General features: G+C 72.1%; 20 protein-coding genes and 1 pseudogene. 7 read left to right on the top strand and 14 right to left on the bottom strand.

From position 1 onward, the window contains the following. Nucleotides 1–125 precede the first annotated feature (125 nt). Nucleotides 126–797, top strand: coding sequence for a GntR family transcriptional regulator (locus OHS71_RS20690; protein ID WP_328480862.1), 672 nt, complete (start codon nt 126–128; stop codon nt 795–797). A 62-nt stretch (nt 798–859) separates the two neighbouring features. Further along, nucleotides 860–2,107: an MFS transporter gene (locus OHS71_RS20695; protein WP_398150450.1), complete on the top strand. Its 1,248-nt coding sequence runs from the start codon at nt 860–862 to the stop codon at nt 2,105–2,107. A gap of 533 nt (nt 2,108–2,640) precedes the next feature. Here the strand turns inward: OHS71_RS20695 and OHS71_RS20700 are convergent. Genes OHS71_RS20700 through pdhA (OHS71_RS20710) form a run of 3 tightly spaced genes read right to left on the bottom strand, consistent with a single transcriptional unit; the run spans nt 2,641 to nt 6,377 of the window. Continuing rightward, nucleotides 2,641–4,149: a dihydrolipoamide acetyltransferase family protein gene (locus OHS71_RS20700; RefSeq protein ID WP_328480864.1), complete on the bottom strand. Its 1,509-nt coding sequence runs from the start codon at nt 4,147–4,149 to the stop codon at nt 2,641–2,643. Between the two features lie 10 nt (nt 4,150–4,159). Then, entirely contained in the window at nt 4,160–5,152 is a 993-nt protein-coding gene (locus OHS71_RS20705; RefSeq protein WP_328480865.1) for an alpha-ketoacid dehydrogenase subunit beta, read from the bottom strand. A 1-nt stretch (nt 5,153) separates the two neighbouring features. Further along, on the bottom strand, nt 5,154–6,377 hold the full coding sequence (gene pdhA, locus OHS71_RS20710) for a pyruvate dehydrogenase (acetyl-transferring) E1 component subunit alpha (RefSeq protein ID WP_328480866.1): 1,224 nt from the start codon (nt 6,375–6,377) through the stop codon (nt 5,154–5,156). A 598-nt stretch (nt 6,378–6,975) separates the two neighbouring features. On the opposite strand from pdhA (OHS71_RS20710), the gene OHS71_RS20715 reads away from it, so the two are divergent. Next, a complete protein-coding gene (locus OHS71_RS20715) occupies nt 6,976–8,355 on the top strand; it encodes a phosphotransferase (protein WP_328480867.1) in 1,380 nt (459 codons plus the stop codon). An 82-nt stretch (nt 8,356–8,437) separates the two neighbouring features. Here OHS71_RS20715 and OHS71_RS20720 read toward each other — a convergent pair whose 3' ends face one another. After that, nucleotides 8,438–10,030, bottom strand: a complete 1,593-nt coding sequence (locus OHS71_RS20720; RefSeq protein WP_328484580.1) for a protein kinase domain-containing protein — start codon at nt 10,028–10,030, stop codon at nt 8,438–8,440. 354 nt (nt 10,031–10,384) lie between these two features. Here OHS71_RS20720 and OHS71_RS20725 point away from each other — a divergent pair, with 354 nt between their 5' ends. Then, nucleotides 10,385–12,019 carry a Stk1 family PASTA domain-containing Ser/Thr kinase gene (locus tag OHS71_RS20725; RefSeq protein WP_328480868.1) on the top strand — a complete coding sequence of 545 codons (1,635 nt, stop codon included), beginning with the start codon at nt 10,385–10,387 and terminating at the stop codon, nt 12,017–12,019. A 96-nt stretch (nt 12,020–12,115) separates the two neighbouring features. Here OHS71_RS20725 and OHS71_RS20730 read toward each other — a convergent pair whose 3' ends face one another. Further along, nucleotides 12,116–12,661, bottom strand: coding sequence for a bacterial proteasome activator family protein (locus OHS71_RS20730; protein ID WP_328480869.1), 546 nt, complete (start codon nt 12,659–12,661; stop codon nt 12,116–12,118). Between the two features lie 163 nt (nt 12,662–12,824). On the opposite strand from OHS71_RS20730, the gene OHS71_RS20735 reads away from it, so the two are divergent. Continuing rightward, nucleotides 12,825–13,370, top strand: a complete 546-nt coding sequence (locus OHS71_RS20735) for a hypothetical protein (protein ID WP_328480870.1) — start codon at nt 12,825–12,827, stop codon at nt 13,368–13,370. Between the two features lie 352 nt (nt 13,371–13,722). Here OHS71_RS20735 and OHS71_RS20740 read toward each other — a convergent pair whose 3' ends face one another. Both OHS71_RS20740 and OHS71_RS20745 read right to left on the bottom strand, forming a co-directional pair. Then, nucleotides 13,723–14,715, bottom strand: a complete 993-nt coding sequence (locus OHS71_RS20740; protein WP_328480871.1) for an NAD(P)H-quinone oxidoreductase — start codon at nt 14,713–14,715, stop codon at nt 13,723–13,725. Nucleotides 14,716–14,785: 70 nt separating this feature from the next. Next, nucleotides 14,786–15,484, bottom strand: a pseudogene (locus OHS71_RS20745) (potassium channel family protein); the annotation flags it as partial. Between the two features lie 138 nt (nt 15,485–15,622). On the opposite strand from OHS71_RS20745, the gene OHS71_RS20750 reads away from it, so the two are divergent. Continuing rightward, entirely contained in the window at nt 15,623–16,741 is a 1,119-nt protein-coding gene (locus tag OHS71_RS20750) for a potassium channel family protein (RefSeq protein WP_328480872.1), read from the top strand. Between the two features lie 130 nt (nt 16,742–16,871). Here the strand turns inward: OHS71_RS20750 and OHS71_RS20755 are convergent, their stop codons facing one another. The 5 genes from OHS71_RS20755 to pdhA (OHS71_RS20775) all read right to left on the bottom strand — a co-directional run bounded on the left by OHS71_RS20755 (nt 16,872) and on the right by pdhA (OHS71_RS20775) (nt 22,779). Next, nucleotides 16,872–18,305: a molybdopterin molybdotransferase MoeA gene (locus tag OHS71_RS20755; protein WP_328480873.1), complete on the bottom strand. Its 1,434-nt coding sequence runs from the start codon at nt 18,303–18,305 to the stop codon at nt 16,872–16,874. Next, entirely contained in the window at nt 18,302–19,237 is a 936-nt protein-coding gene (locus OHS71_RS20760) for an NTP transferase domain-containing protein (RefSeq protein WP_328480874.1), read from the bottom strand. The genes OHS71_RS20755 and OHS71_RS20760 overlap by 4 nt, the downstream gene beginning before the upstream one ends. An 82-nt stretch (nt 19,238–19,319) precedes the next feature. Next, the gene (locus OHS71_RS20765) at nt 19,320–20,642 is read right to left on the bottom strand and encodes a dihydrolipoamide acetyltransferase family protein (protein ID WP_328480875.1); all 1,323 of its coding nucleotides are present in this window, start codon (nt 20,640–20,642) and stop codon (nt 19,320–19,322) included. Then, nucleotides 20,642–21,646, bottom strand: coding sequence for an alpha-ketoacid dehydrogenase subunit beta (locus OHS71_RS20770; protein WP_328480876.1), 1,005 nt, complete (start codon nt 21,644–21,646; stop codon nt 20,642–20,644). Before OHS71_RS20770 ends, OHS71_RS20765 begins: the two co-directional genes overlap by 1 nt. Next, nucleotides 21,646–22,779: a pyruvate dehydrogenase (acetyl-transferring) E1 component subunit alpha gene (gene pdhA / locus OHS71_RS20775; RefSeq protein ID WP_328480877.1), complete on the bottom strand. Its 1,134-nt coding sequence runs from the start codon at nt 22,777–22,779 to the stop codon at nt 21,646–21,648. The genes OHS71_RS20770 and pdhA (OHS71_RS20775) overlap by 1 nt, the downstream gene beginning before the upstream one ends. Before the next feature lie 175 nt (nt 22,780–22,954). Between pdhA (OHS71_RS20775) and OHS71_RS20780 the strand changes: the two genes are divergently transcribed. Beyond that, on the top strand, nt 22,955–23,530 hold the full coding sequence (locus OHS71_RS20780) for an Lrp/AsnC family transcriptional regulator (protein WP_328480878.1): 576 nt from the start codon (nt 22,955–22,957) through the stop codon (nt 23,528–23,530). A gap of 40 nt (nt 23,531–23,570) precedes the next feature. On the opposite strand, the gene OHS71_RS20785 is transcribed toward OHS71_RS20780, so the two are convergent. Both OHS71_RS20785 and OHS71_RS20790 read right to left on the bottom strand, forming a co-directional pair. After that, nucleotides 23,571–24,161: a TetR/AcrR family transcriptional regulator gene (locus OHS71_RS20785; protein ID WP_328480879.1), complete on the bottom strand. Its 591-nt coding sequence runs from the start codon at nt 24,159–24,161 to the stop codon at nt 23,571–23,573. Further along, a complete protein-coding gene (locus tag OHS71_RS20790; RefSeq protein ID WP_328480880.1) occupies nt 24,158–25,675 on the bottom strand; it encodes a 3-hydroxyacyl-CoA dehydrogenase in 1,518 nt (505 codons plus the stop codon). The genes OHS71_RS20785 and OHS71_RS20790 overlap by 4 nt, the downstream gene beginning before the upstream one ends. Between the last annotated feature and the right edge of the window lie 95 nt (nt 25,676–25,770).

Consider the following 25,770-nt stretch of genomic DNA (forward strand, 5'->3'; position numbering starts at 1 on the left):
AATTTCCGATTACTTGGCCTGACTCATACCCGGACCGCCGAACCGGCCCCGCCCGGCCCCGTCACATCAGGTCCGCATACTGGAACGGCCCCCCGATGCGTACGTGTTGTATCTATCCTGTGGGCATGCCGTCCTCCGCCCCGCCCGCTCCCGTTCCCGTGAGACAGCCGCCCGCCGCCGACCGCGTGTACGCCCACGTCAAGCAGGGCGTACTGGACCGCCGTTACGAGGGCGGCACCCTCCTCACCGAGGGCGAGCTCGCCGACGCCGTGGGCGTCTCGCGCACACCGGTGCGGGAAGCCCTGCTGCGCCTGGAGGTGGAGGGGCTGATCAAGCTCTACCCGAAGAAGGGCGCGCTGGTCCTGCCGGTCTCCGCACAGGAGATAGCGGACGTGGTGGAGACCCGCCTCCTGGTGGAGGAACACGCGGCGCGCAAGGCGGTGCCCGCCCCGGCCGGACTGATCGAGCGCCTGGAGGAACTGCTCGCGAAGCAGAAGGAACAGGCGGCCGCGGGCGACCTGGCAGCGGCCGCCGTGACAGACCGCTGCTTCCACGCGGAGATCGTCCGCAGCGGCGGCAACGCGATCCTGTCGAGGCTCTACGACCAGCTCCGTGACCGCCAGTTGCGGATGGGCGTCGCCGTGATGCACTCCCACCCCGACCGGATCGCCAAGACGCTGGGCGAGCACGAGGAGATCCTCCAGGCACTGCGCTCCGGCGACGCCGAGGCCGCCGTCGAGATCGTGCACCGGCACGTCGGCTGGTTCTCGCACCTGGCCCGCGGGGAGGTCCGATGAGCACCGCGTCCCGCCGCGTGAACTCCACCCTTCCGGGTGATCCGCCGGGCGGACGGCGCGCGATGGCCGTCTGGGGGATCGGAGTCTCGGTCTACTTCGTCGCGGTCATCTTCCGCACCTCCCTCGGAGTGGCCGGCCTGGACGCCGCCGACCGCTTCCAGGTGAACGCCTCGGCCCTGTCCACCTTCTCCATCCTCCAGCTCCTGGTCTACGCGGGCATGCAGATACCGGTGGGCCTGCTGGTCGACCGGCTCGGCACGAAGAAGGTGCTGACCATCGGCGTCGTGCTGTTCACGGCAGGACAGCTCGGCTTCGCCTTCTCCCCCTCCTACGGCACGGCCCTCGCCTCCCGCGCGCTGCTCGGCTGCGGGGACGCGATGACGTTCATCAGCGTGCTGCGGCTGGGGACCAGGTGGTTCCCGGCGCGCCGCGGACCGATGGTCGCCCAACTGGCCGGCCTGGCGGGGATGGCGGGCAACCTGGTCTCGACCCTTGTCCTGGCCCGCCTCCTGCACGGCGTCGGCTGGACCGCGGCCTTCGCAGGCAGCGCGCTGGCGGGAGTGGTCGTGCTGGTCCTGCTGCTGCTCTTCCTGAAGGACCACCCCGAGGGGCACGAACCCGAGCCGTTCCCGCACCGGGGCGCGGCCTACGTCCGCCGCCAGATCGCCGCGTCCTGGCGCGAGCCCGGCACCCGTCTCGGTCTGTGGGTGCACTTCACCACCCAGTTCCCGGCGATGGTGTTCCTGCTCCTGTGGGGCCTGCCGTTCCTCGTGGAGGCACAGGGCCTGTCACGGGCGACGGCCGGCGAACTGCTGACCCTGGTGGTGCTGTCCAACATGGTCGTAGGCCTGGTCTACGGCCAGGTCGTCGCCCGCCACCACGCGGCGCGGCTGCCGCTGGCCCTGGCCACGGTCGGCGCGACGGCCCTGATGTGGGCGGCCACGCTGCTCTACCCCGGTGACCGGGCGCCGATGTGGCTGCTCGTGGCGCTCTGCGCGGTTCTGGGGGCGTGCGGCCCCGCCTCCATGCTCGGCTTCGACTTCGCCCGCCCGGCCAACCCGCCCGAGCGTCAGGGCACGGCCTCCGGCATCACCAACATGGGCGGTTTCGTGGCGTCGATGACGACGCTCTTCGCGATCGGCGTGCTGCTGGACGCGACGGGCGACGACTACACGATCGCCTTCTCCTGCGTCTTCGTCCTCCAGGCCCTCGGCGTCAGCCAGATCCTGCGGCTGCGCCGACGGGCGGCCCGGCGTGAGCGGGAGCGACTGGTGGCCAGCCGAGTGGAAACGGTCCACGTACCGGCGTAGTCCGGGGCCGGCGTAGTCCGGGGCCGGCGTAGTCCGGGGCCCGGCGTAGGCCGGGGCCCGGCGTAGGCCGGGGCCCGGCGTAGGCCGGGGCCCGGCGTCCGGCGTTCCGGCGTCACGGCGTCACGGCGTCACGGCGTCACGGCGTCACGCCAACCGTGTCCGGGGCCCGACGTTCATGGCTCCGGCATACGGCGTTCCGGCATCACACCAACCGCGCCCGGGGCCCGGCGTCATAGCTCCGGCATACGGCGTTCCGGCATCACGCCAACCGTGCCCGGAGCCAGGCGTTCCGGCATCACGCCAGCCGTGGCGGGGGCCAGGCGTCCGGCATCACGGTTCCGGCCTCACGCCAACCGTGGCGGGTGCCACCCGCCACCAGACCCGGCGTCATGCCAAGGCACCCGGGGCGACCTCCCGCCGCCTGGCCCGGCTCACGCACCGGCGTCCGGCGTCACGCGCCCTTGGATAGGGCCGTGCGTCCGGCAGCCGGCTGGAGCGGGGCCGCGCCTTTCGGGGCGCGGCCCTTCCTTCGGCTAGCCCCAGGTGATCAGCTTCTTCGGCTGCTCCAGGATCGCCGCCACATCAGCCAGCACCTTGGAACCCAGCTCCCCGTCCACGAGCCGGTGGTCGAAGCTCAGTGCCAGTGTGGTCACCTGACGTGGCTTCACCTTGCCCTTGTGGACCCACGGCTGGAGCTTGATCGCGCCGATCGCGAGGATCGCGGACTCGCCGGGGTTGAGGATCGGCGTGCCGGTGTCGACACCGAAGACGCCGACATTGGTGATGGTCACCGTGCCGCCCTGCATGGCGGCCGGGGACGTCCGGCCCTCCCGTGCCGTCGAGACCAGCTCGCCCAGGGACTCCGCCAGCTGCGGCAGCGTCTTGGCGTGGGCGTCCTTGATGTTGGGGACCAGCAGTCCCCGGGGAGTCGCGGCCGCGATGCCCAGGTTGACGTAGTGCTTGACCACGATCTCCTGTGCCGCCTCGTCCCAGGAGGCGTTGATCTCCGGGTGGCGCTTGACGGCGATCAGCAGGGCCTTGGCGATCAGCAGGAGCGGATTGACCCGCAGGCCCTGCATGTCCTTGTCCTGCTTGAGCTCCTCGACCAGCTTCAGCGTGCGCGTCACGTCGATCGTCACGAACTCCGTGACGTGCGGCGCGGTGAACGCCGAGCCGACCATCGCCGCCGCGGTCGCCTTGCGGACACCCTTGACCGGGACACGGGTCTCCCGGGTCGTGTCGTACGACGGCACGAAGCCGGGCGCGGGGGCCGTGACCGGGACCGGCGCCATGGGCGCCGCCGGCTGGACGGCGGGTGCGGCCGGAGCCGCCGGGCTCACCGCCGCGTGGACGTCCTCGCGGGTGATGATGCCGTCCGGACCGGACGGGACCACCGTGGCGAGATCGACCCCGAGGTCTTTGGCCAGCTTGCGCACGGGCGGCTTGGCCAGCGGCCGTTCCTTCACGGCGGGCGCGCCGCCGTGTCCGTTCAGCTCCGCCTGGACCGTGTCCGGAACCTGGGGGACCGCGATCTGCGGGCCCTTGCGCGGACGGCGCTTGGTGGAGGAGGCGGCCACGCCGTACCCCACGAGGACCGGCTGCCGGCCCGAGCCCACGGACTTCGCCGCCTCGGCCTTCGGTTCTTCGGCGACCGGTGCAGCGGCGGTGGACGCTGCGGCCGTGGATGCTGCCGCGACCGGCTCCGGCCTCGGCTCCTGGGCGGCCGGCGCCTGCGCGCCCGCCTGCGCCGGCACCTCGGCCACCGGGGCGCCCCCGGCTCCGCCCGCCACATCCACCGCGATGATCGACATCCCCACGTCGACCGTGGTGCCCTCGGGGAAGTGCAGCGCGCGGACCACCCCGTCGTAGGGGATGGGCAGTTCGACGGCGGCCTTGGCCGTCTCGACCTCGCACACCACCTGGCCGTCCGTCACGGTGTCACCGGGCTGGACGTACCACTTGAGGATCTCGGCCTCGGTGAGCCCCTCGCCCACGTCGGGCATCTTGAACTCGCGTACGGACGCTTCCGTCATCGTCGTCACGACCCTCTCCTCAGTACGCCAGGGCACGGTCGACGGCGTCGAGCACCCGGTCCAGGCCAGGCAGGTACTCCTCCTCCAGGCGCGCCGGCGGGTACGGGGCGTGGTAGCCGCCGACCCTGAGCACCGGGGCCTCCAGGTGGTAGAAGCAGCGTTCGGTGATCCGGGCGGCGATCTCCGCGCCCGAGCCGAAGAACACCGGCGCCTCGTGGACGACGACCAGGCGGCGGGTCTTCTCCACCGACGCCTGGATCGAGTCGAAGTCCAGCGGCGACACCGACCGCAGATCCAGGACCTCCAGGTTCTTGCCCTCCTCGGCGGCCGCGGCGGCGACCTCCTGGCAGAGCTTCACCATCGGGCCGTAGGCGACGAGAGTCAGGTCCGTGCCCTCGCGGACCACCTGGGCCCGGTGCAGGGGGCCGGGGATCGCCTCGGTGTTGACCTCGCCCTTGTCCCAGTAGCGCCGCTTCGGCTCGAAGAAGATCACCGGGTCGTCGCTCTGGATGGCCTGCTGCATCATCCAGTACGCGTCGGACGCGTTGGACGGGGAGACGATCTTCAGGCCCGACACGTGCGCGAAGAGGGCTTCCGGCGACTCGGAGTGGTGCTCGACCGCGCCGATGCCGCCGCCGTAGGGAATGCGGACGACGACCGGCAGTTTGACCTTGCCGAGCGAGCGCGCGTGCATCTTCGCGAGCTGGGTGACGATCTGGTCGTAGGCCGGGAACACGAAGCCGTCGAACTGGATCTCCACCACCGGACGGTAGCCGCGCAGGGCCAGTCCGATGGCGGTGCCCACGATGCCGGACTCGGCGAGCGGGGTGTCGATGACGCGGCTCTCGCCGAAGTCCTTCTGCAGGCCGTCCGTCACCCGGAAGACGCCGCCGAGCTTGCCGACGTCCTCACCCATGATCAGGACCTTGGGGTCCGCTTCCAGGGCGCGGCGCAGCGACTCGTTGATCGCCTTGGCCAGGGCCAGGTTCTTGGACGTCACACTCTCCGCCATGTCAGTTTCCCCCCGAACCCGCGGCGAAGCCGCTGTCAGATTCCGTCGCGAACGATGCCTGGTAGGCGGCGAACTGGGCCCGCTCCTCATCGACGAGGGCGTGTCCGTCCGCGTACACGTTCTCGAAGATGGCGAATCGGTCCGGGTCCGGCATGGCGCGGACCGCTTCGCGCACTCGCCTGCCCAACGCCTCGCTCTCGGCCTCGAGTTCCGCGAAGAATCCCTCGTCCGTGTGGTTTGAGGCCTCGAGGTAGCGGCGAAGGCGCAGGATCGGGTCCTTGGCCTCCCATGCCTCGCGCTCCTCGTCGGCCCGGTACTTCGTCGGGTCGTCGGAGGTGGTGTGGGCGCCCATGCGGTACGTGTACGCCTCGACGAGCGTGGGTCCGGCGCCGTCGCGGGCCCGGTCCAGCGCCCACCGGGTGACCGCGAGGCAGGCCAGGACGTCGTTGCCGTCGACGCGGACGCCCGGGAAGCCGTAGCCCTGTGCCCGCTGGTAGAGGGGCACCCGGGTCTGCTTCTCGGTGGGCTCGGAGATCGCCCACTGGTTGTTCTGGCAGAAGAACACCACCGGCGCGTTGTAGACCGCCGAGAAGGTGAAGGACTCCGCCACATCGCCCTGGCTGCTGGCGCCGTCGCCGAAGTAGGCGATCACCGCGCTGTCCGCGCCGTCCTTGGCGACTCCCATCGCGTAGCCCGTGGCGTGCAGCGTCTGGGAGCCGATGACGATCGTGTAGAGGTGGAAGTTGTTGCCGTTGGGGTCCCAGCCTCCGTTGTTCACGCCCCGGAACATGCCGAGCAGGTTGGTCGGGTCGACCCCGCGGCACCAGGCGACGCCGTGCTCCCGGTAGGTCGGGAAGACGTAGTCGTCGTCGCGCAGCGCCCGGCCGGAGCCGATCTGGGCGGCCTCCTGGCCGAGCAGCGAGGCCCACAGACCCAGCTCGCCCTGACGTTGCAGGGCGGTGGCCTCGGCGTCGAAGCGGCGGGTGAGCACCATGTCGCGGTAGAGGCCGCGGAGCTCCTCGGGGGTGACACCGGCGACGTACTTGGCGTACTCGGCGTTCTTCGCGTTCTTGACCCGCTTGCCCTCCGGCGTCAGCAGCTGCACGAGTTCGGGCTCGGCGGCCTTCCTGGCGGTGGTGCGGGTGGTGCGCTCGGCGCCGGTGGTGCCGGCCTTGCTTCCGGCGCTGCGTCGCGGCTTGCGCGCGGCAGTGCTCTCCACGGTCACGTGTGCTCCTCCGTCGGTCCGGCCCCCGGGGTTGCCGGGATACCAGTGCGGCTCACCATTTCCGACACTCGTGCACGGGGTGGGTGCCACTCGGTCGGAACAGGTGTGACAGGTGCCCCGGCGAGCGCCCTGCGGTCATCACGTTACCCAGTGCTTCACATTTCTGTGAAACCCCTCCTGACCTGCGTTTTTGCTTGGATTTCCAAGTAAATCGGCAAAGTCGGGAGAGAGCCTGGTCACAGCCTTGCAGGAGGCCGGAGCAACGGCACGTTATCCCGGCCACCCAGTCCACGGGAAGACTCCGTTTGTGAGACCGGGTACACACCCGAAGGTGGAAAAGTCATTGTTTTTCCACTCGCCGACCACCAGAAGGTGCGGCGCGGAATCAGTGCGACGCCGTCGGTCGAGGGCGATTTCGAGACGGTCGACGGAGCCGCCCGCCCCCGGGGTCGGTGACCGTACATACACCGGGCGCGACCTGAAGCGACCGCGTGTGACACCTGTTGATCTTTGGTGACTGTCTGTGACAATGCCCAGCTCACAGCCTAGGCTCGTGCCCTAACATCGGGGCGTGCCGCGCTCCTGTGTACCCCCCTCCATGCTCCACGCGCCCCCTCTGGGCGCCCTGCTCCGCCGGTACGCCGCCGGCACCGCGCTCGCCTGCGAGCCCGTCGACGAAGGGCTGCTGAACCGCGGCTACCGGCTGCGCACCACTCGCGGCCGCTACTTCCTCAAACATCATTTCGACCCGGAAACGGCCGACCCCGTCTCCATCGCCCGCCAGCACCGGGCCACCGAGCGTCTGGCCGCGCTCGGCGTCCCGGTCGCCCCGCCGCTGTCCTGCCACGACGGACGCACGGTCGCTGTCGTCGGCGGGCACGCCTACGCCCTGCACCCCTGGATCGACGGCCGCCACCGCCACGGCGCCCAGCTCACCCCCGGCCAGTGCGGCCGCCTCGGAGCCTTGCTGGGGGTGGTGCACGCCAGCCTGGAACAGGTGATGCGGGCGCAGGGCGAGCGGCCGCCTCCCGGGCGCACGGACCGGCCGTCCCCCGCGCGCGGGGAGCGCGTTCCCCAGGAGCGCGCCCACGACGCGGGGCGCAGGGACAGCCGAGGGCGCGGCGACATCCCAGGCCGTGAGGGCATCGGCCCGAGCCGTGGGGGCGGCGCAGGGCGCGGGGACGGTGCGCCACCGGCTCGCGAACCGGAGCGCCGCAACACCGCGTCCGAGCGGTCCGAGCGCCTCGCCCGCCCTGCAACCACGGGTCTCCCCGAACAGCGCGCCCGTGGTCAGGCCCTCAAGGGGCCTGCGCCCTCTGCCGAGCACGCCACGTCCGGCGAGCGCGCCACCGGTGCCGGGTGCGTCCCGCCCGGCGGGACCGCTGCCCCCGGCGTGACGGCCGCGCCCGTCACGAGCCCCGACCCCGCCGACACCTTCGTCCTCATCGACGACCTGCTCGCGCGCGTGCGCCGAGACCGCCCCGCCGACTCCTTCGACGAGCTCGCCCGCCACCGCCTCCTGGAGCGGCGCACCCTGCTGGAACGGCACGCGGACCGGCGTCCCCCGCACAGCGGCCCGGCCGGCTGGGTGCACGGGGACTTCCACCCCTTCAACCTGCTCTACCGCGGGGACGCCCCGGCCGCCATCGTCGACTGGGACCGGCTGGGCGTGCAGCCCCGCGCCGAGGAGGCCGTGCGCGCCGCCGCGATCTTCTTCGTCCGTCCCGACGGCACCCTCGACCTGCCGAAGGCGAGGAAGTACGCACGCGCGTACCGGCGCGCGGCCGGGGCCACGCCCTCCGAACTCGCGGCGGCCGTGCACCGCGTCTGGTGGGAGCGCCTGAACGACTTCTGGATGCTGCGCTGGCACTACGAACGGGGCGACACCCGCGCGGACTCACAGTTCCCGGCGGCCTCGGCCCTCGCGGTCTGGTGGACCCGGGAGTACGACGCGGTGTGCGACGCGTTCGCGGAGTGACCCCGACCGCCCCGGAACGCACAAGCGCGCGTGGAGCCCGGCGAGGGGCCCACGCGCGCGTGAGGCGGATCGAGACGTGCGGTCAGCCGAGGCTGCCGAGCGTGGTACCGCCCTGGTCCGCACCGCTCGTGGTGCCGCCCGTCTCGCCGGTTCCGCCGTCCGTCCCCGGGTCGGACGACTCCGGGGCGCTCGGCTCGTTCGACGGCTGGGGATCCGTCTCCTCCTCGCTCGGCTCACTGCTGGCCGACGGGGAGGAGGAGTACGACGGCTTGGACGAGGGCGTGTACGAGGGCGACCAGTTCGAATCCGTGTTCGAACCGGAGCTGTCGTCCGAGTTGTTGTCCGAGGCCGTGTCGGACGGCTCGTCGCTCGGCGTCGCGCTCGCCGCGCCGTCCGAAGCGGACTGCGAGGTGGACGGCGACGGCGAGGTGTCCGCGTCTCCGCTGCCCTTGCCCTTGCCGTTCAGCGCCAGTGCGACGCCCGCGGCGATGGCGATCACCGCGAAGACGGCGAGGATCCACAGCTTGCCGCGACCGCTGCCCCTGTTGCCGTGCCCCTCGAAGCCGCCGTCGTCACCGCCGCCGTAACCGGTGGGAAGGATCGGCTGCGGGATCTGCGAGGTGCTGGAGCCGCCGTCGGCGCCGTGCGGCAGCACGGTCGTACTCGCGAAACCGCCCGCGGACGTGCCGCGGCCGTCGGTCGCACCGACCGGGCCGGTGTTCCAGGTGCCGGTGTGGCCGCCCTGGTCGTACAGCATCTGGAGTCCGTACTGGACGAGCCCGCGCATCTCCTCGGCCGTCTGGAACCGGTCGTCGGGGTCCTTGGCCAGGGACCGCATGACGAGACCGTCGAGTTCCGGAGGGCACTCCCCCTCGGAGGTCTGCGACGGCGGCACCGGAATGTCCTGCACGTGCTGGTAGACAACGGACAGCGGCGTCTCACCGGTGAAGGGGGGCCGCAGGGCGAGGAGTTCGTACAGCAGACAGCCCGTCGCGTACAGGTCGGAGCGGTGGTCGACGGCCTTGCCGAGCGCCTGCTCCGGGGAGAGGTACTGCGGGGTGCCCATGACCATGCCGGTCTGCGTCATCGTCGTGGACGCGCCGTGCAGGGCGCGCGCGATGCCGAAGTCCATCACCTTGACGGCGCCGTTGTGTGTGATGATCACGTTCGCCGGCTTGATGTCGCGGTGCACGATGCCGTGCTGGTGCGAGTAGGCGAGCGCCTCCAGCACACCCGAGGTGATGATCAGGGCCTGCTCGGGGCCCGGCGCCTCGGCGTTGAGGAGCAGGTCGCGGATCGTGCGCCCCTCGACGATCTCCATCACGATGTACGGCACGCTCTGGCCGCCCACGAAGTCCTCGCCGGAGTCGTACACGGCGACGATGGCATGGTGGTTGAGGCCGGCCACAGACTGTGCCTCGCGCGTGAAGCGGGCCTTGGACACCGGGTCCTCGGCCAGGTCGGCGCGCAGCAGCTTGACCGCGACGGTGCGTCCGAGGCGTACGTCCTCGGCGGCGAACACCTCGGCCATGCCACCTCGGCCGAGTCTGCGGGTCAGCCGGTATCGGCCGTCCCCGACCAGTCCGCCGTTGCCCCAGTTCTCCGGCGCATCTGACATACCGCCGCCAGTCGCCTCGGGGTCGGACGGGCCCTGAGCGCGCTGCTGTGCCATCAGTCCTCGCCGTCGTTTCTGCCCGCGGTGCGCGCGGTGTTGTCACGGTCTCCGTCGGCCACGCTACAGCCTCCGCGCAAGCCTCCGGCCCGGGACGATCCCCGGAACACCGCCCGGGACGGGCCCGGGTGCCGGTCCTGGACCGGCCGGTCATCAAACCTGCACTCCGTACCGACGTGCAAATTCCGTGTACCGGCCGTACGGCACCTGTAACGCTTGCGCGACGCTTCTTTCTCGTAGGGTCACGGAACGGGCACCGAGCTTGACGTGTCGGTGCCCTGCGGCAGACTTGGCCCGAATAGCACTATCGATCAACGACAGTCAACGGCGCCTGAGGGCCTACGGGGGACGCAGAAGATGAGCCAGGACGGCGCGCAGGGCCGGTACGCGGGGCGGGCGCTCGCCGGCCGCTATCAGCTGCGCGACTTGCTCGGCGAGGGCGGTATGGCCTCGGTGCACCTCGCCTACGACGCCGTGCTCGACCGTCAGGTCGCGGTGAAGACACTGCACACCGAACTCGGCCGCGAGCAGGCCTTCCGCGAGCGCTTCCGCCGCGAGGCCCAGGCCGTGGCCAAGCTCACGCACACCAACATCGTCTCCGTCTTCGACACCGGCGAGGACGACGTCGGGGGATTGACGACCCCGTACATCGTCATGGAGTACATCGAGGGACGCCCCCTCGGCTCCGTGCTCGACGAGGACGTGCGCCGGCAGGGCGCCATGCCCGCCGACAAGGCGCTGAAGATCACCGCGGACGTGCTGGCCGCGCTGGAGATCAGTCACGAGATGGGGCTCGTCCACCGCGACATCAAGCCCGGCAACGTGATGATGACCAAGCGTGGCGTGGTCAAGGTGATGGACTTCGGCATCGCGCGCGCGATGCAATCCGGTGTCACCTCGATGACGCAGACCGGCATGGTCGTCGGCACCCCGCAGTACCTCTCGCCCGAACAGGCCCTGGGGCGTGCGGTGGACGCCCGGTCCGACCTGTACTCGGTCGGCATCATGCTGTTCCAACTGGTCACCGGACGGTTGCCGTTCGAGGCGGATTCACCGCTTGCGATCGCGTACGCGCACGTGCAGGAGGAGCCGGTGGCTCCTTCCTCGATCAACCGGGCGCTGCCGCCGGCCGTCGACGCGCTGGTCGCCCGCGCGCTGAAGAAGAACCCGAACGAGCGGTTCCCGACCGCCGTCGCCATGCGGGACGAGTGCCTGCGCGTCGCCGCCTCCTTCCAGCCGGCCCCGCCGAGCATCGTCCCGGGAGCGCAGACGTCGAGCGGCGCGGGCGTCGGTTCCGCGGTGTTCCCGCCGGTCGGCCAGGGCACCCCGGCACCTCAGCCCGGCGTCCAGACGCCGTACCAGCCCGCCCCGACCCCGAACCCCTACGGCACCCCGACGCCGTCCCCCTCCTACGGCTACCCGAGCCAGGGCGGCTACCAGACGCCCGCTCCGGCCTACGGCCACCAGCAGGCCCCGCACACGCCGCCCGCGTACAACCTCAGCCCTCAGCCGTCCACCTCGGTGTCCTCGGGCGGCGGGGGCCGCAGGAACAGCAAGGCGGTGCTCATCGGCTCGGCCGTGGTCGCCGTGACGGTGGTCGGCGGCCTCATCGCCAGCCTCTCCCTGAACGACGGCAACGGCGACGACGCCAAGGGCGGTACCACCAGCTCCTCGCCGTCGGCGTCGAAAGCGGCGGACTACCGCGGGCCCGACACCGCCAAGACGATCGAGTCGACGGAGTGCTCCGAGCCGCAGGAGTCGTACAACGACCCCGACAAGATCCGGGTGCCGAACTTCAAGTTCAAGTACATCGACTCGGTCAAGGAGTGCTTCCAGGCCGCCGGCTGGCAGTACAAGATCACGAAGATGGACGAGAACACCTACGGCGACGGGGCGGTCATGGACCAGTTCCCCTCCGCCGGAACGGACGTCGACCCGAAGGACATGCCCGAGATCGAGATCAAGGTCTCCACGGGCAACCCGGCGTCATGACCCCGTGACGCGAGACGAAAGGGCCCGGCGTCGGACGCCGGGCCCTTCTCTTACGGCTACGGGCAGGGAAGTGAGTACGGGTACGGGCCTGCGGCCCTAGAGGTACGGCCCGCCGGAGCGGCCCCCCGCGCGCGGTTCATCGGCGCCGTCGAGGCTCGCCCCCGGCGGCAGCGCCCGCCTCATCTGCTCCAACTGGGCGCGCGCCGCCATCTGCTGGGCGAAGAGGGTGGTCTGGATGCCATGGAAGAGGCCCTCCAGCCAGCCGACCAGCTGGGCCTGGGCGATGCGCAGCTCCGCGTCGCTCGGGGTCGAGTCCTCGTTGAACGGCAGGGAGAGCCGCTCCAGCTCCTCGACCAGCTCAGGCGCCAGGCCGTCCTCCAGCTCCTTGACCGAGCTCGAGTGGATCTCTTTCAGCCGGACCCGGCTCGCCTCGTCCAGAGGAGCCGCGCGCACCTCCTCGAGCAGCTGCTTGATCATGCTGCCGATCCGCATGACCTTCGCCGGCTGCTCGACCTGCTCGGTCACCGGGATCTCACGGGAGTCCTCGTCAGCGTCGATGTCACCGAGCGCCATGCCGTCCTGGCCTACGACCAGGATCTTCTGGGCGTTCTCCGGCGACCTTTCGTTCCTCGGCATCTCCATGCCGCCATTCTCTCGCACACCCCCACCTCATCACCGGGGCGCCCCCCGGGAAAGGTGATCCACTGTTTCCGTTCGGCGGAGTCCGGAATGCGGCGGTGAATCACGGATGTGAGGCTTGTTGCGTCTTTTCTTGGCGACCGGGCACCGGGAGGGGGTCACGGACGTGACTCCATGGCAGCAGGCGTGGCGCGTGAAGCGGGCCGGCGTGGGAGTCGGGGCGGGCGTGCTGGGTGTACTGGTGCTGTCCTACGGGGGAGTCCCGTCGTACGCGGCCGTCGCGCCGTACGCCGCCGTCTCCGCGTCCCCCACCCCCGCGCCCTCCTCCTCCGCCGAACCGGACCGGGCCGGGAGCCGGGCGGGCGAAGGACGGCAACGGCCCGGGCGGGCGGGCGACCGCGCCGACGAGGAGTCGGGTGAGGACGCGCAGGACACGGAAGGCGAGGACAGCGGGGACGAGGACGCCTCGGACGAGGACGCGGGCGGGACCGGGGACGGCGACGGCGACGGCGACGGCCCCGACGACAGCGCCGCGCCCGCATCGCCGGGGGCCACGGCTCCCGTGCCCTCGGCGGCGCCACGGCAGGCCGTCGGACAGAGGGAGCGGTCCGACGGTCCCGTGCTCCAGATCCTGCCGCTGGGCAGCGGTCTCGTCCTCATCGGCCTCGGCATCGCCCTGGCCCTCGCCGCCCTGCGGCTGCGCCGCGCCTAGGCGCCGGTTGCCCGCACCCGGGGCGGCGCGGCCGACGGACGAGACGGGCGGGACCGGGGACGGCAACGTCCCCGACCACACCGCCGCACCGGGTCACCTGTCTGCCGTACCCGGCGCCGTACCGTCGCCCCGGCGCCGTCGAGAAACACCGCCCGCCGCTCCGCATGCCCCGGGTGCCGCTGCTGCGGCTAAGGGCTGTCCCGCAATCCCTGGCGGGCGCGCGACGACAGCTACGGCACCTCGCCGCGTTGTCGGAACGCCCGAATACATCCGGTATGCGGACGTGCCTCCGCCTTGCGATGCACCGCATCTGACGCCGCGCACTGATCCACCAGGGATTACGGGACAGCCCTTAGGCCTTGCTCGCGGGCGTGACCAGCAGGACCTTGCCGACGTGGCCACTGGCCTCGACGTGCCGGTGGGCGGCCACGGCCTCGCTCATCGGGAACTCGCGGTCTACGACGGGGCGTACAAGGCCGGCGGCCAGCAACGGCCAGACGTGTTCACGGACAGCCGCCACGATGGCCGTTTTCTCCTCCAGAGGGCGGGCCCGCAGCGAGGTCGCGCTGATCATTGCCCGCTTGGCGAGGAGCGCGCCGATGTTGAGTTCGGCCTTGGCCCCGCCCTGCATGCCGATGATCGCGAGGCGGCCGTTGACGGCGAGTGCCTGCACGTTGCGGTCCAGATACTTCGCACCCATGTTGTCGAGGATGACATCGGCCCCGGCGCCGTCCGTGGCCTGCTTCAGCTCGGCGACGAAGTCCTGCTCGCGGTAGTTGATCAGGATGTCCGCGCCCAGCGCGGCGCACTGCTCCAGCTTCTCCTTGGTGCCCGCGGTCACGGCGACCCTGGCGCCGACGGCCTTGGCCAGCTGGATCGCCATGGTGCCGATACCGCTGGAGCCCCCGTGCACGAGGAACGTCTCGCCGGGGCGGAGATGGGCGATCATGAAGACGTTCGACCAGACGGTGCTGGTCACCTCGGGGAGCGCGGCAGCTCGCCGGAGATCCACGCTCTCCGGCACGGGCAGCAGCTGACCGGCCGGTACGGCGACCTTCTCGGCGTATCCGCCCCCCGCGAGCAGCGCGCACACCTCGTCGCCGACGGCCCAGCCGGAGACACCCGGACCGACCGCGGCGATCCGGCCGGAGCACTCGAGGCCGGGGTAGGGGGAGGCGCCGGGCGGCGGGTCGTAGAAGCCCTGCCGCTGAAGGATGTCGGCACGGTTGACGGCGCTGGCCACCACCTCGACCAGGACCTCGCCCGCCCCGGCTACCGGATCGGGGACCTCGTCCCACACCAGCGCCTCGGGACCACCAGGTTCGGGAATCGTGATCGCATGCATGCCGCCGACGCTACTCCTCCCGCGTCCTCGCCCCGGTCTCCGCCCGCGCGAGCGCGGGTGACGGCGCTCCTCAGGCCGGCGGGAGGGGTGGGACGCCGGGCATGCCGGGTGTCCCGAGGGCGCCCCGGCTGCGGTCCGGGCCCACCCGCACGATCGTGACGACCCGGTCCGTCGGTTCCAGCCTGCCGATCGCCGGGTCGTCGTAGGCGAGGACCCGGTGCCCCCGGACCACGCTCACCACGAGGTCGTCCGTCTCACGCGGTCCACGGCCCACCTCGGCCTTGGTGACGGTCCGTTCGACAAGGTCGAGACCGTCACCCTGCTGGATGAGGTCCTCCATGACCTTGCCCGCGGCCGGGCTGAGCACGGACAGGCCGAGGAGCCGGCCGGCCGCACCGGCGCTGGTGATGACCTCGTCGGCGCCCGACTGCCTGAGCAGCGGCGCGTTCTCCTCCTCGCGGACCGCCGCCACGATCTTCGCCGCGGGGTTGAGCTGGCGGGCCGTCAGCGCCACCAGGACGGCCGTGTCGTCGCGCTGGGTCGCGATGACGATCCGCCCCGCCCGCTGCACCTCGGCCCGCCGCAGCACGTCACTGCGGGTGGCGTCGCCGACCACGCCCTCGTAGCCCTCGGCCCTCGCCGCGTCGATCGCCTTCGCACTGGGGTCGATCACCACGACCTGCTCCTTGCGCAGGCCCGCCGCACAGGCCGTCCGGATCGCGGACCGCCCCTTCGTACCGAAGCCGACGACGACAGTGTGGTCGCGCAAGGGGACCTCCGGGATCATGGACGTCTGTGGACTCATGGACATCCGTGGACTCATGGACACGTGTTGCTTCACGACGGGCGCGAACCCGCCGGGAACCATGGTGCCCACCGATCGGATCACCACCACAGGGGGCACACGATGAAGGATGACGAACGACAGCCGGGCCGCCCGGCGAGGCTCTCCCTCTTCAGGTCCCTCTGGTACCGCTCACGCACCGAGGCCCGGGACGACGCCGAGGCGGGCCGCGCCATCACGATGCCCATGCGCATCGGTGCACCCCCGCTCCAGCAGGTGCTGCGCCGCCTCGCCATGGGCCTGCTGGTGCTGGCGCTCACCACGCTGATCGTCTATGCCGACCATGACGGCTACAACGACAACTCGGACGGCTCCGTCGGCCTCCTCGACGCCGCCTACTACGCCACCGTCACGCTCTCGACCACTGGCTACGGCGACATCACCCCGGTCAGCGACTCGGCCCGACTCATCAACATCCTCGTCATCACACCACTGCGTGTGATCTTCCTGATCATCCTGGTCGGCACCACCCTGGAGGTGCTCACCGAGCGCACCCGCCAGCAGGTCCGCGTGCACCGCTGGCGGGCCCGCACCAGCAACCACGTCGTGGTGGTCGGATACGGCACGAAGGGCCGCCACGCGGTGGAGACACTCGTCGGGCAGGGCATCGCCAAGGACCGGATCGTCATCGTGGATGCCCAGCGCAAGGCCGCGCTCGCCGCCGGCGACGACGGACTGGTGTCCGTGACCGGGGACGCCACCCGCTCGGAGACACTCCTCAAGGCCGAGGTCCAGCACGCCTCCCGGGTGATCGTCTCCCCGCAACTCGACGAGACGGCCGCCCTGGTCACGCTCACCGCCCGGCAGATGAACCGGCGCGCGACGATCGTCGTGGCAGCCCGGGAGGACGAGAACGTCCCACTGCTCAAGCAGAGCGGTGCGGACACCGTGATCACCAGCTCCAGCTCCGCCGGGCGCCTGCTCGGCGTCTCGATGGTCAGCCCGACCGTGGCCAGGACCCTGGAGAGCCTGATGACCCTGGGCAGCGGCCTGGACCTCATCGAGCGTCCGGTCAGCCAGGCGGAGGTCGGAAAGGCGCCGCGCAGCTGCGCGGACCTGGTCGTGGCCGTCGTCCGGGGCAAGGAACTGCTGGACTACACCGACCCCCGGCTCACCCGTCTCCATCTGGGGGACCGTGTGATCACGGTCAGCCGCGCCGTTCCGGCCGCCGAGCAGACATGACGCGCCGAGGTTTCCGGCTCACGCGCCACCGCTGAGACATGGCGATGTTTCACGTGAAACAGGGACGAGCAGGGACCGTTTCACGTGAAACACGGATGGATGGGCACGGACAGGCCGGACGGGCACTGTTTCACGTGAAACAGGCGTCGATCCCGACCGTCGCCCACGGCAGGTCGATGAGTTCCGTGGTCTGACCCGCCCGCGCGCCACCTGGCGGTACGACGGCGAGGGCGTCGGCCGCCGCGATGCCCCGCAGCATGGCCGGGCCGTTGTAGTGCAGCGGCACGGCATGATCACCCCGCAGGACGACCGGGATCAGCCGGGTGTCGTACGGATGCCCGTGGACCGCCTGACTCAACGGCAGAGCGTACGACTCGGGAGCCGGGCGGGCGGCGAGCGTGCGCAGCAGCGGCTCGGCGAGCGTGAGCAGACCGGAGACGGCCGCCAGGGGATTGCCGGGCAGGCCGACGAGATGCTGGTCGTCCCCGAGGCGGGCCAGCAGCATGGGGTGACCGGGCCGCACCTCGACACCGTCGACGAGGAGTTCGGCGTCGAGGCGGCGCAGGGTGGGATGGACGTGGTCGACGGGTCCCGAGGCGGTGCCCCCGGTGGTGACGACGAGATCGGCGACGGAGGCGGTGACGGCCCTGTAGAGGGCCTTGGCGTCGTCGCCGAGCCTGCGTACGGCGGCGACCTCGGCGCCCAGAGCGCGCAGCCACGGCGGCAGCATCGGGCCGAGCGCGTCGCGGATCAGGCCGTCGTGCGGGCGGCCCTCGGTGAGCAGTTCGTCCCCGAGAACGAGTACCTCGACCCGGGGCCGGGGAACGACGGTCAGGATGTCGTACCCGGCGGCCGAGGCGAGGCCGAGGACGGCCGGGGTCACCAACGCTCCGGCACGCAGCAACTGATCCCCGCTGCGGCACTCCTGACCGCGCGGGCGAATGTCCTGGCCGTGCTGCATCTCGCGGGTCGGGTGCAGTCGGCCGTTGTCGTCGGTCCGGCCGTGCTCGCTGCGCAGTACGGCGGTGGTGTCCGGGGGGATCCGGGCGCCGGTGGCGATCCGTACGGCCTCGCCGTCGGCCAGGGGTACGGGTGCCGCGCTCCCGGCCAGCAGGCCCTCCTCCCGTACGTGCCAGGGACCGGGGCCGGCGACCGCCCACCCGTCCATCGCGGAGGTGTCGAAGGAGGGCAGGTCGGTGAGGGCGGTCAGCGGGGCGGCCAGGGCGAGGCCGAGGGCGTTGCCGAGGGGCACGGACACGGACGCGCGGCGGGCGGCGGCGGACCGGGCGGCGCGGGCGGCGACCGTACGGGCCTCGGGCCAGGGAGCCGCGCGGTGACGGTGCTCCGCGCCGCCTTTGCGGTGACCGGCCTCCGGGGAGGAGGCAGCGTGGGGGGACGGGGCGCCGCGGCTGCTGCCGTGGCTCGTGCCGTCGCCCTCGCACTGCCCGGGGCCGCGCTCGGCGGCTGGGCGGCCGGTGCCGTTGCCGTCCTTCACGAGGGCGAGCGCCTCCTCGACGTCGAGGTCCTCCGCGTCGAGGCCCTGCCCGGTGCCGCGGGCGGTCATCCGGCGTCCGGTCCCGAGCCGGCGGGCCCGGCGCTCGTCCCCGGCCCGGCATTTCCCTGCCCGGCCGTCTCCTCGGGGGCCTTCTCCTGCGCGGCTTCCTCCGCCCAGCGCAGCGCCAGCGCGGCGGCCTTGCGGGCGGCGTCGGCGACGGCTTCGGGCCCGCCCTGGGCCTGCGCGGCCGCGTAGCCGACCAGGAAGGTGGTCAGCGGGGCCGCGGGTCTGGCCACGCCGTGGGCGGCGTCACGGGCGAGATCGAGGAGAACGCCGGTGTCGACGTCGAGGTCGATGCCCAGTTCGTCCTTGACTGCGGAAATCCATTCATCCAACACGTGGCCATGCTCCCTGATACGTGCCCTGGCGGTGGCGATGTCGTCCCAGGTGTCGCAGTCGAACGAGGCGACCGGGTCGGGGACGCGGGTGAGGTCGAGTCCGGCGGTCAGCCGACGCAGCGGCTGGCCCGTGAGCCCGCCCCGGCCGGCGGTGAGCGCCGCCAGTTCGCGGCGCAGGGCGGCCGTGCGGTACGCGGCGACGAGCGGCTGGTCGCGGCCGTCGGCGTCGGTGAGCAGCACGCCCTCGGCTCCGCCGGCGCGCAGCGTGCCCAGCAGCCGCCGCACGGTGTCCGCCGAGAGAAAAGGCAGGTCGGCGGAGAGGACGAGCACGTCGTCCGCCGCGGCCTGGCGCAGTCCCGCGTCGAGTGCGGCGACGGGTCCCGCCCCTGGCGGGTCCTCTCGTGCCCACCGCACGGGGCGGGCGGTGGGGCGGGGCTCGGCGACGACGACGGTGGTGCGTGCGTCGGCGCAGGCGGCGAGCACCCGGTCGAGCAGCGCGCGCCCGCCCACCCGCACGCCCGGCTTGTCGGCGCCGCCCAGCCGGCGGGCGCCGCCACCGGCCAGCACCACGGCGTCATGGGCGGCGGGCTCGTTCGAGGTCACCCCCCGAGTATGCGGGCCGCCCCGGGGATGCGTGCCCGCCCGATCCCTGGAAACCCGGGGGACGCCGGGGCGGGGCCCGCGATCACAGTGTGCGCAGCAGCACCGCCGGCTGCTCCACGCAGTCCGCCACGTAGCGCAGGAAACCGCCCGCCGTTCCGCCGTCGCAGACCCGGTGGTCGAAGGTGAGCGACAGCTGGACGACCTGGCGCACCGCGAGCTCCCCCTCGTGCACCCAGGGCTTGGGGATGATGCGGCCGACACCGAGCATGGCCGCCTCGGGGTGGTTGATGATCGGCGTGGAGCCGTCGACGCCGAACACCCCATAGTTGTTCAGGGTGAAGGTGCCGCCGGTCAGGTCGGCCGGGGTGAGGCGCCCCTCGCGGCCCGCCTCGGTGAGCCGGGCGAATTCCTCGGTCAGTGCCTCGGCGTTGCGGGCGTGGGCGTCGCGGACGACGGGCACGACGAGTCCCCGCTCGGTCTGCGCGGCGAAGCCGAGGTGGACATGGTCGAACTGCACGACCTCCCGGGCCGCCGTGTCGACGGTGGAGTTGAGCTCCGGGAAGCGGACCAGCGCCGCGGTGCAGATACGGGCGAGCAGCGCGAGGAGGGAGATCTTCGGCATGCCGGACGCGTTCATCGCCGCCCGCGCCCGCATCAGTTCGGTCGCGTCGGCGTCCACCCAGCAGGTCGCGTCGGGAATCTCGCGCCGGCTGCGGGAGAGCTTGTCGGCGACGGCTCCACGAACGCCCTTGAGGGGGATGCGGCGGCTTCCCGCGGGAGCGGGGGTCACAGGCGACTGCTGTGCCGCCTGCTCCCGGGGGACGGCCTCCCGCAGCGCGTTCTCCACGTCCGCCCGCAGGATCAGGCCCTCGGGACCGGAGCCCGTGAGCTCCCGCAGGTCCAGGCCGTTCTCCCGGGCGAGCCTGCGCACCAGCGGGGAGATCACGGGAACGGGTCCGCCGGACCCCCCGTCCGGCGCGGCCGGGAGGGCCGGGACCGGCAGGACTGCCGGAGCGACGGCGTCGACGGTCACGGAAGCGGCGGGCTCGGGCCGCGCCGACCGGATCCGGCGCCTGCGTGCGGGCGCCTGCGAGGTGCCGTAGCCGACGAGCACGTTGCCCGAGCCCTCGGTGTGCGCGGGCGGACCGCCGGAGGCCGGCGCACCGACGGCCACCGTGATCAGCGGGGCGCCGACGGGCAGTTCGGCGCCCTCCTCGCCGAAGCGGGCGGTGACCACACCGCCGTAGGGGCAGGGCACCTCCACCATCGCCTTGGCCGTCTCGACCTCGACGACCGGCTGGTCGACGGCGACGACATCACCGACCTGGACCAGCCAGCGGACGATCTCCGCCTCGGTGAGCCCCTCCCCGAGGTCGGGCAGCTTGAACTCCAGCACCTGTGCCATCAGTTCCCGGCCTCCCACTGCAAGCGGGCCACGGCGTCCAGGATGCGGTCGACGCCGGGCAGGTGGTGACGCTCCAGCATGGGCGGCGGGTACGGGAGGTCGAATCCGGCGACGCGCAGCACCGGCGCCTCCAGGTGGTGGAAGCAGCGCTCCGTGACGCGGGCCGCGATCTCCCCGCCCGGGCCGCCGAAGGAGCCCGACTCGTGGACGACGACCGCGCGGCCGGTCCGCCGTACCGAGGCGCAGACCGTCTCGTCGTCGAACGGCACCAGGGAACGCAGATCGACGACTTCGAGGTCCCAGCCCTCGGCCTGCGCCGCCTCGGCGGCTTCGAGGCAGACCGGCACCGAAGGACCGTAGGTGATGAGCGTGCCGCTCCGGCCCGGGCGCCTCACCACCGCGCGGCCGATCGGTTCCACGCTCTGCGGTTCCTCCGGGTTCCAGGAGTCCTTGGACCAGTACAGGCGCTTGGGCTCAAGGACGACGACCGGGTCGTCGGAGGCGATGGCGGCCCGCAGCAGACCGTAGGCGTCGGCGACCGTGGCGGGGGTGACGACATGGAGGCCCGGGGTCGCCATGTAGTACGCCTCGGAGGAGTCGCTGTGGTGTTCCACGCCGCCGATGCCGCCGCCGTAGGGCACCCGGATCGTGATCGGCAGGGGCATACGGCCGCGGGTGCGGTTGCGCATCCGGGCCACATGGCTGATGAGCTGCTCGAACGCCGGGTAGGCGAAGGCGTCGAACTGCATCTCCACGACCGGCCGCAGTCCGTACATGGCCATGCCGACGGCGGTGCCGAGGATGCCTGCCTCGGCGAGCGGGGTGTCGGTGCAACGGTCCTCGCCGAACTCCTTGGCGAGCCCGTCGGTGACCCGGAAGACGCCGCCGAGGGTGCCCACGTCCTCGCCCAGGACGTGGACGGACGGGTCGGCGGCCATCGCGTCCCGCAGCGCGCGGGTGAGGGCCTGCGCCATGGTGGCGGGCTTGAGCGCGACGGTCGTCATCAGTGCGCGCCTTCCTGCTCGGCCTCGAGCTCGGCCCGCAGCAGGTCGCGCTGTTCGCGCAGTTGCGGGGTCGGTTCGGCGTACACGTGGGCAAAGAGGTCCATGGGGTCGAGCACCGCGTCCTGGTTCATGCGGGCGCGCAGGTCGGCGGCCATCGCCTCGGCGGCGTCCCGCGCGGACTGCTGCGCGTCCTCGTCGAGCAGCCCGCGCGCGGTGAGTTCGCGCTCCAGCAGCTGGATCGGGTCGTGTTCGCGCCAGGTCTCGACCTCGGCGTCGCCGCGGTAGCGGGTGGCGTCGTCGGCGTTCGTATGGGCCTCGATGCGGTAGGTCACCGCCTCCACGAGGGTGGGGCCGCCGCCCTCGCGCGCGTGCCGCACGGCGTCGGCCAGCACCTCGTGCACGGCGACCGCGTCGTTGCCGTCGACCAGGCGGCCCGGCATGCCGTACCCGACGGCCTTGTGGGCCAGCGAGGGGGCGGCGGTCTGCTTGGCGAGCGGCACGGAGATCGCGAAGCCGTTGTTCTGCACGAGGAAGACGACCGGCGCCTGCCACACGGCGGCGAAGTTCAGCGCCTCGTGGAAGTCGCCCTCGCTGGTGCCGCCGTCGCCGACCATGGCCAGCGCGACCACGTCGTCGCCCTTGAGGCGGGCGGCGTGCGCGAGGCCCACGGCGTGCGGGAGCTGGGTGGCGAGCGGCGTGGACAGGGGCGCGACCCGGTGTTCGTAGGGGTCGTAGCCGGTGTGCCAGTCGCCGCGCAGCAGGGTGAGTGCCTCGACGGGGTCCACCCCGCGTGCGACGACGGCGAGGGTGTCGCGGTAGCTGGGGAACAGCCAGTCCCGCTCCTGGAGGACGAGCGCGGCGGCGACCTCGCAGGCCTCCTGGCCGGTGCTGGAGGGGTAGACGGCGAGTCTGCCCTGCTTGGTCAGGGCGGTGGCCTGGACGTTGTAGCGGCGGCCGCGCACCAGCTGGGCATACAGCCGGCGCAGCAGTTCCGGGTCGGCCTGCGCGGCCGCGTCGGTGCCGAGGACGCGGTACGGCTCGGCGTCGGGCAGCAACGGCGCGGGGTCTGTGCGGGGCTGCCAGGCCGGCGGCGGGGTCGGCCGGTACGCGCCCCGCTGCTCCATGACCGTCATGACGGCACCTCCTCGTGGGAGCGGCTACGGGAGACGTGTCGGTTGTGACCCGCCTCACCTACCGATTGTTCGGTCGTCGGCACATTTTGGCTACAGGGCCCCTCAGGCTGTGGACAAACGGTTCTCCACAGCCTGAGATGGGTGCAGTACGTCCATGGCAGGGAGGCAGGGGGACATGGCACCTGAACAAATGGCCGAGGGGCCGGAGAACGGCACGGCGCCGCCTCCGGGTAATCCTCCGCCGTCGGCCGGTGCCGCGCTGCCGAGCAGCCTCCCTACGCCGAGCGGCGCCCCGCTGCCGCCGCCGCGCCCGCTCGACGCCATCGATCAGGACATCCTCCAGATGCTCCAGGCGGACGGCCGCGCCTCGATACGGTCGGTCGCCGAGCGGGTCCACGTCTCGCGCGCCAACGCCTACGCGCGGATCAACCGGCTCCTCGAGGACGGCGTCATACGCGGCTTCGGCGCCCGAGTCGACCATGAGCGCGCCGGGCAGGGCACCAGCGCCTACATCACGCTGAAGATCGTGCAGAACTCCTGGCGGACGGTGCGCGAGCAGCTCAGACAGCTGCCCGGCGCCTCCCACATCGCCCTCGTCGGGGGCGATTTCGATGTCCTGCTGCTGGTGCACACGCCCGACAACCGGGCGCTGCGCGAGGTGGTGCTCACCCGGCTCCAGGCGATCCCCGAGGTGCTCAGCACGCGCACGCTGCTGGTGTTCGAGGAGGAGGACCTCGAACCACAGGGCTGAGCCCGGGGGAGCGGGCGCCGGACCGCACGGGCGGTGAGCCCTAGGGGGCCGTGCGCAGCCCCTCGAAGACCAGCCGCACCACCGCGTCGGCGACCTCGCTCTCGACCATTCCCCGGCCGCCCGGCCGGTACCACTCGACGATCGAGTTGATCATCCCGAAGACCAGCCGCGTCGCGAGCCGCACCTCCATGTCGCCGCGTACGTCCCCGTCGGCGGCGGCCGCCCTCAGCAGCTCGGCGACCCGGTGGTCGAAGTCGCGGCGCCGCTCCAGAGCCCACCGCTCGGTGCCGGTGTTGCCGCGCACCCGCAGCAGCAGCGTCACGTAAGGCAGTTCGCCGATGAGCACCTCGACCATGCGCCGCACGACGTACTCCAGACGCGCCGAGGCGTCCCCCACGCGTGCGTGCTCCTCGTCGAGGATCGCGAAGAGGTTGTCCAGGGCGCGGCTGACCGCCCGCCGCAGCAGTTCCTCCTTGCCGGCGACGTGGTGGTAGATCGACGACTTGGAGATGCCGGCCGCCTTGGAGAGGTGCTCCATGGAGGTGCCGTCGTAGCCGCGCTCGATGAAGACCTGGACCGCGACGGTCAGCAGGGTCTCCGGGGTGTACGTGTCGCGCTTGGCGGTGGTCACGAGGCGCCCTCCCGCTTCTCGGTGGCGTAGGAGTGCCGGTACAGCGCGAGGGAGGGCGCGTAGCGGCCGGAGGGGTCGCGCTCATGGAGGTCGTCCAGGAGGGAGCAGGCCCAGGTGCGGCCCAGCCTGCGGCTCCACTCGAAGGGGCCGAGGGGGTAGTTCACACCCAAACGCATCGCGGTGTCGATGTCCTCCTCGGTGGCGACGCCCTTGGCCACGGCGTCGTGCGCGAGGTCGACGATCCGCGCGACCGTACGGGCGACGATCATGCCGGGGACGTCGCCGATGACGCTGACGTCCTTGCCGAGTGCCTGGAACAGGCCGATCGCCTCGGACATCGTCTGCGTGGAGGTGTCCTGGGACGCGGACAGGGCGATGCGGGTGGCCTTGCGGTAGTCGAGGGCGAGGTCGAAGTAGACGACGTCGCGGAACTCCACGGAGGTCTGGCCGTCGGCCAGGGCGAGCTGGCCGTCGCCGGGCAGCACCAGGCGGGTGCCGTGATCCTCCTCCTCCTCGCGGACCTGGATGCCCGCCTCCCGGATCAGCGCGAGCAGTTCGGAGGCGGGGCCCAGGTTGCCCTCGGCGACGACGTAGGCGGGCGGCTGGGCCTTCTCCGCGGTGTGCGGTTCGCCCTGCTCGGCGTTGCCTTCGGAGTAGTCGTACCAGCCCCGGCCGGTCTTGCGGCCGAGGCGGCCCGACTCGACCAGACGGCGCTGGGCGAGCGAGGGCGTGAAGCGCACGTCCTGGAAGAAGGACCGCCACACGGAGTGCGTGACCGACTCGTTGACGTCCTGTCCGATCAGGTCGGTCAGCTCGAAGGCGCCCATCTTGAAGCCGCCCGACTCGCGCAGGACCGCGTCGATCGTGGCGGGGTCGGCGCCCTGCGCCTCGTAGACGGCGAACGCCTCGGCGTAGAAGGGCCGCGCGATGCGGTTGACGATGAACCCGGGGGTGTCGGCGCAGGCGACCGGCGTCTTGCCCCAGGAGCGGGCGGTCTCGTACGCGCGCGTGGCCGAGGTGACGTCGGTGGCGTACCCGGAGACGACCTCGACGAGCGGCAGCAGCGGCGCCGGGTTGAAGAAGTGCAGGCCCACCAGGCGGCCCGGGTTGCGCAGGGCGCCGCCGACGGCGGTCACCGACAGGGACGAGGTGTTGGTCGCGAGCAGACAGTCCTCGCCGACGACGTCCTCCAGCTGCCGGAACAGCTCCTGCTTGGCCTCCAGGCGCTCCACGACGGCCTCGACGACCAGGGAGCAGTCCGCGAGCTCGGTGAGGTCCTCCGCGGGCCTCAGCCGGGCACGGGCCTCGTCCCGGTCGGTGCCGGCCAGGCGGTTCTTCTCGACGAGCCGGTCCAGACGGGCGCCGATCGCGGCGGCCGCCTCGAGAGCTCGGCCGGGCACGGCGTCGTACAGCCGCACGGTGTGGCCCGCCACCAGCGCGACCTGGGCGATGCCCTGGCCCATGGTGCCGGTGCCGACCACGGCCACGGGGCTGCTGAGGTCGAGTGCTGTCATGTGCGCGATCCTCCCGCACGGGGATTTCCACAGATGCGGCAGGCCCCCTTGTCCCGACCGATCGTTCGGTTACTCTAGCTCTGACTGGCTGTTCC

It is taken from the genome of Streptomyces sp. NBC_00377, assembly GCF_036075115.1.
Classification (GTDB): domain Bacteria; phylum Actinomycetota; class Actinomycetes; order Streptomycetales; family Streptomycetaceae; genus Streptomyces.

Bases quoted from the DNA above. Each gene is read 5' to 3' on its own strand.
- OHS71_RS20780 (WP_328480878.1), top strand. From the start codon at position 22,955: ATGGCACCTGAACAAATGGCCGAGGGGCCGGAGAACGGCACGGCGCCG.
- OHS71_RS20755 (WP_328480873.1), bottom strand. From the start codon at position 18,305: ATGACCGCCCGCGGCACCGGGCAGGGCCTCGACGCGGAGGACCTCGAC.
- OHS71_RS20770 (WP_328480876.1), bottom strand. From the start codon at position 21,646: ATGACGACCGTCGCGCTCAAGCCCGCCACCATGGCGCAGGCCCTCACC.
- OHS71_RS20715 (WP_328480867.1), top strand. From the start codon at position 6,976: ATGCTCCACGCGCCCCCTCTGGGCGCCCTGCTCCGCCGGTACGCCGCC.
- OHS71_RS20690 (WP_328480862.1), top strand. From the start codon at position 126: ATGCCGTCCTCCGCCCCGCCCGCTCCCGTTCCCGTGAGACAGCCGCCC.
- OHS71_RS20705 (WP_328480865.1), bottom strand. From the start codon at position 5,152: ATGGCGGAGAGTGTGACGTCCAAGAACCTGGCCCTGGCCAAGGCGATC.
- OHS71_RS20790 (WP_328480880.1), bottom strand. From the start codon at position 25,675: ATGACAGCACTCGACCTCAGCAGCCCCGTGGCCGTGGTCGGCACCGGC.
- OHS71_RS20750 (WP_328480872.1), top strand. From the start codon at position 15,623: ATGAAGGATGACGAACGACAGCCGGGCCGCCCGGCGAGGCTCTCCCTC.
- OHS71_RS20725 (WP_328480868.1), top strand. From the start codon at position 10,385: ATGAGCCAGGACGGCGCGCAGGGCCGGTACGCGGGGCGGGCGCTCGCC.
- OHS71_RS20730 (WP_328480869.1), bottom strand. From the start codon at position 12,661: ATGGAGATGCCGAGGAACGAAAGGTCGCCGGAGAACGCCCAGAAGATC.
- pdhA (WP_328480877.1), bottom strand. From the start codon at position 22,779: ATGACGGTCATGGAGCAGCGGGGCGCGTACCGGCCGACCCCGCCGCCG.
- OHS71_RS20695 (WP_398150450.1), top strand. From the start codon at position 860: ATGGCCGTCTGGGGGATCGGAGTCTCGGTCTACTTCGTCGCGGTCATC.
- OHS71_RS20765 (WP_328480875.1), bottom strand. From the start codon at position 20,642: ATGGCACAGGTGCTGGAGTTCAAGCTGCCCGACCTCGGGGAGGGGCTC.
- OHS71_RS20740 (WP_328480871.1), bottom strand. From the start codon at position 14,715: ATGCATGCGATCACGATTCCCGAACCTGGTGGTCCCGAGGCGCTGGTG.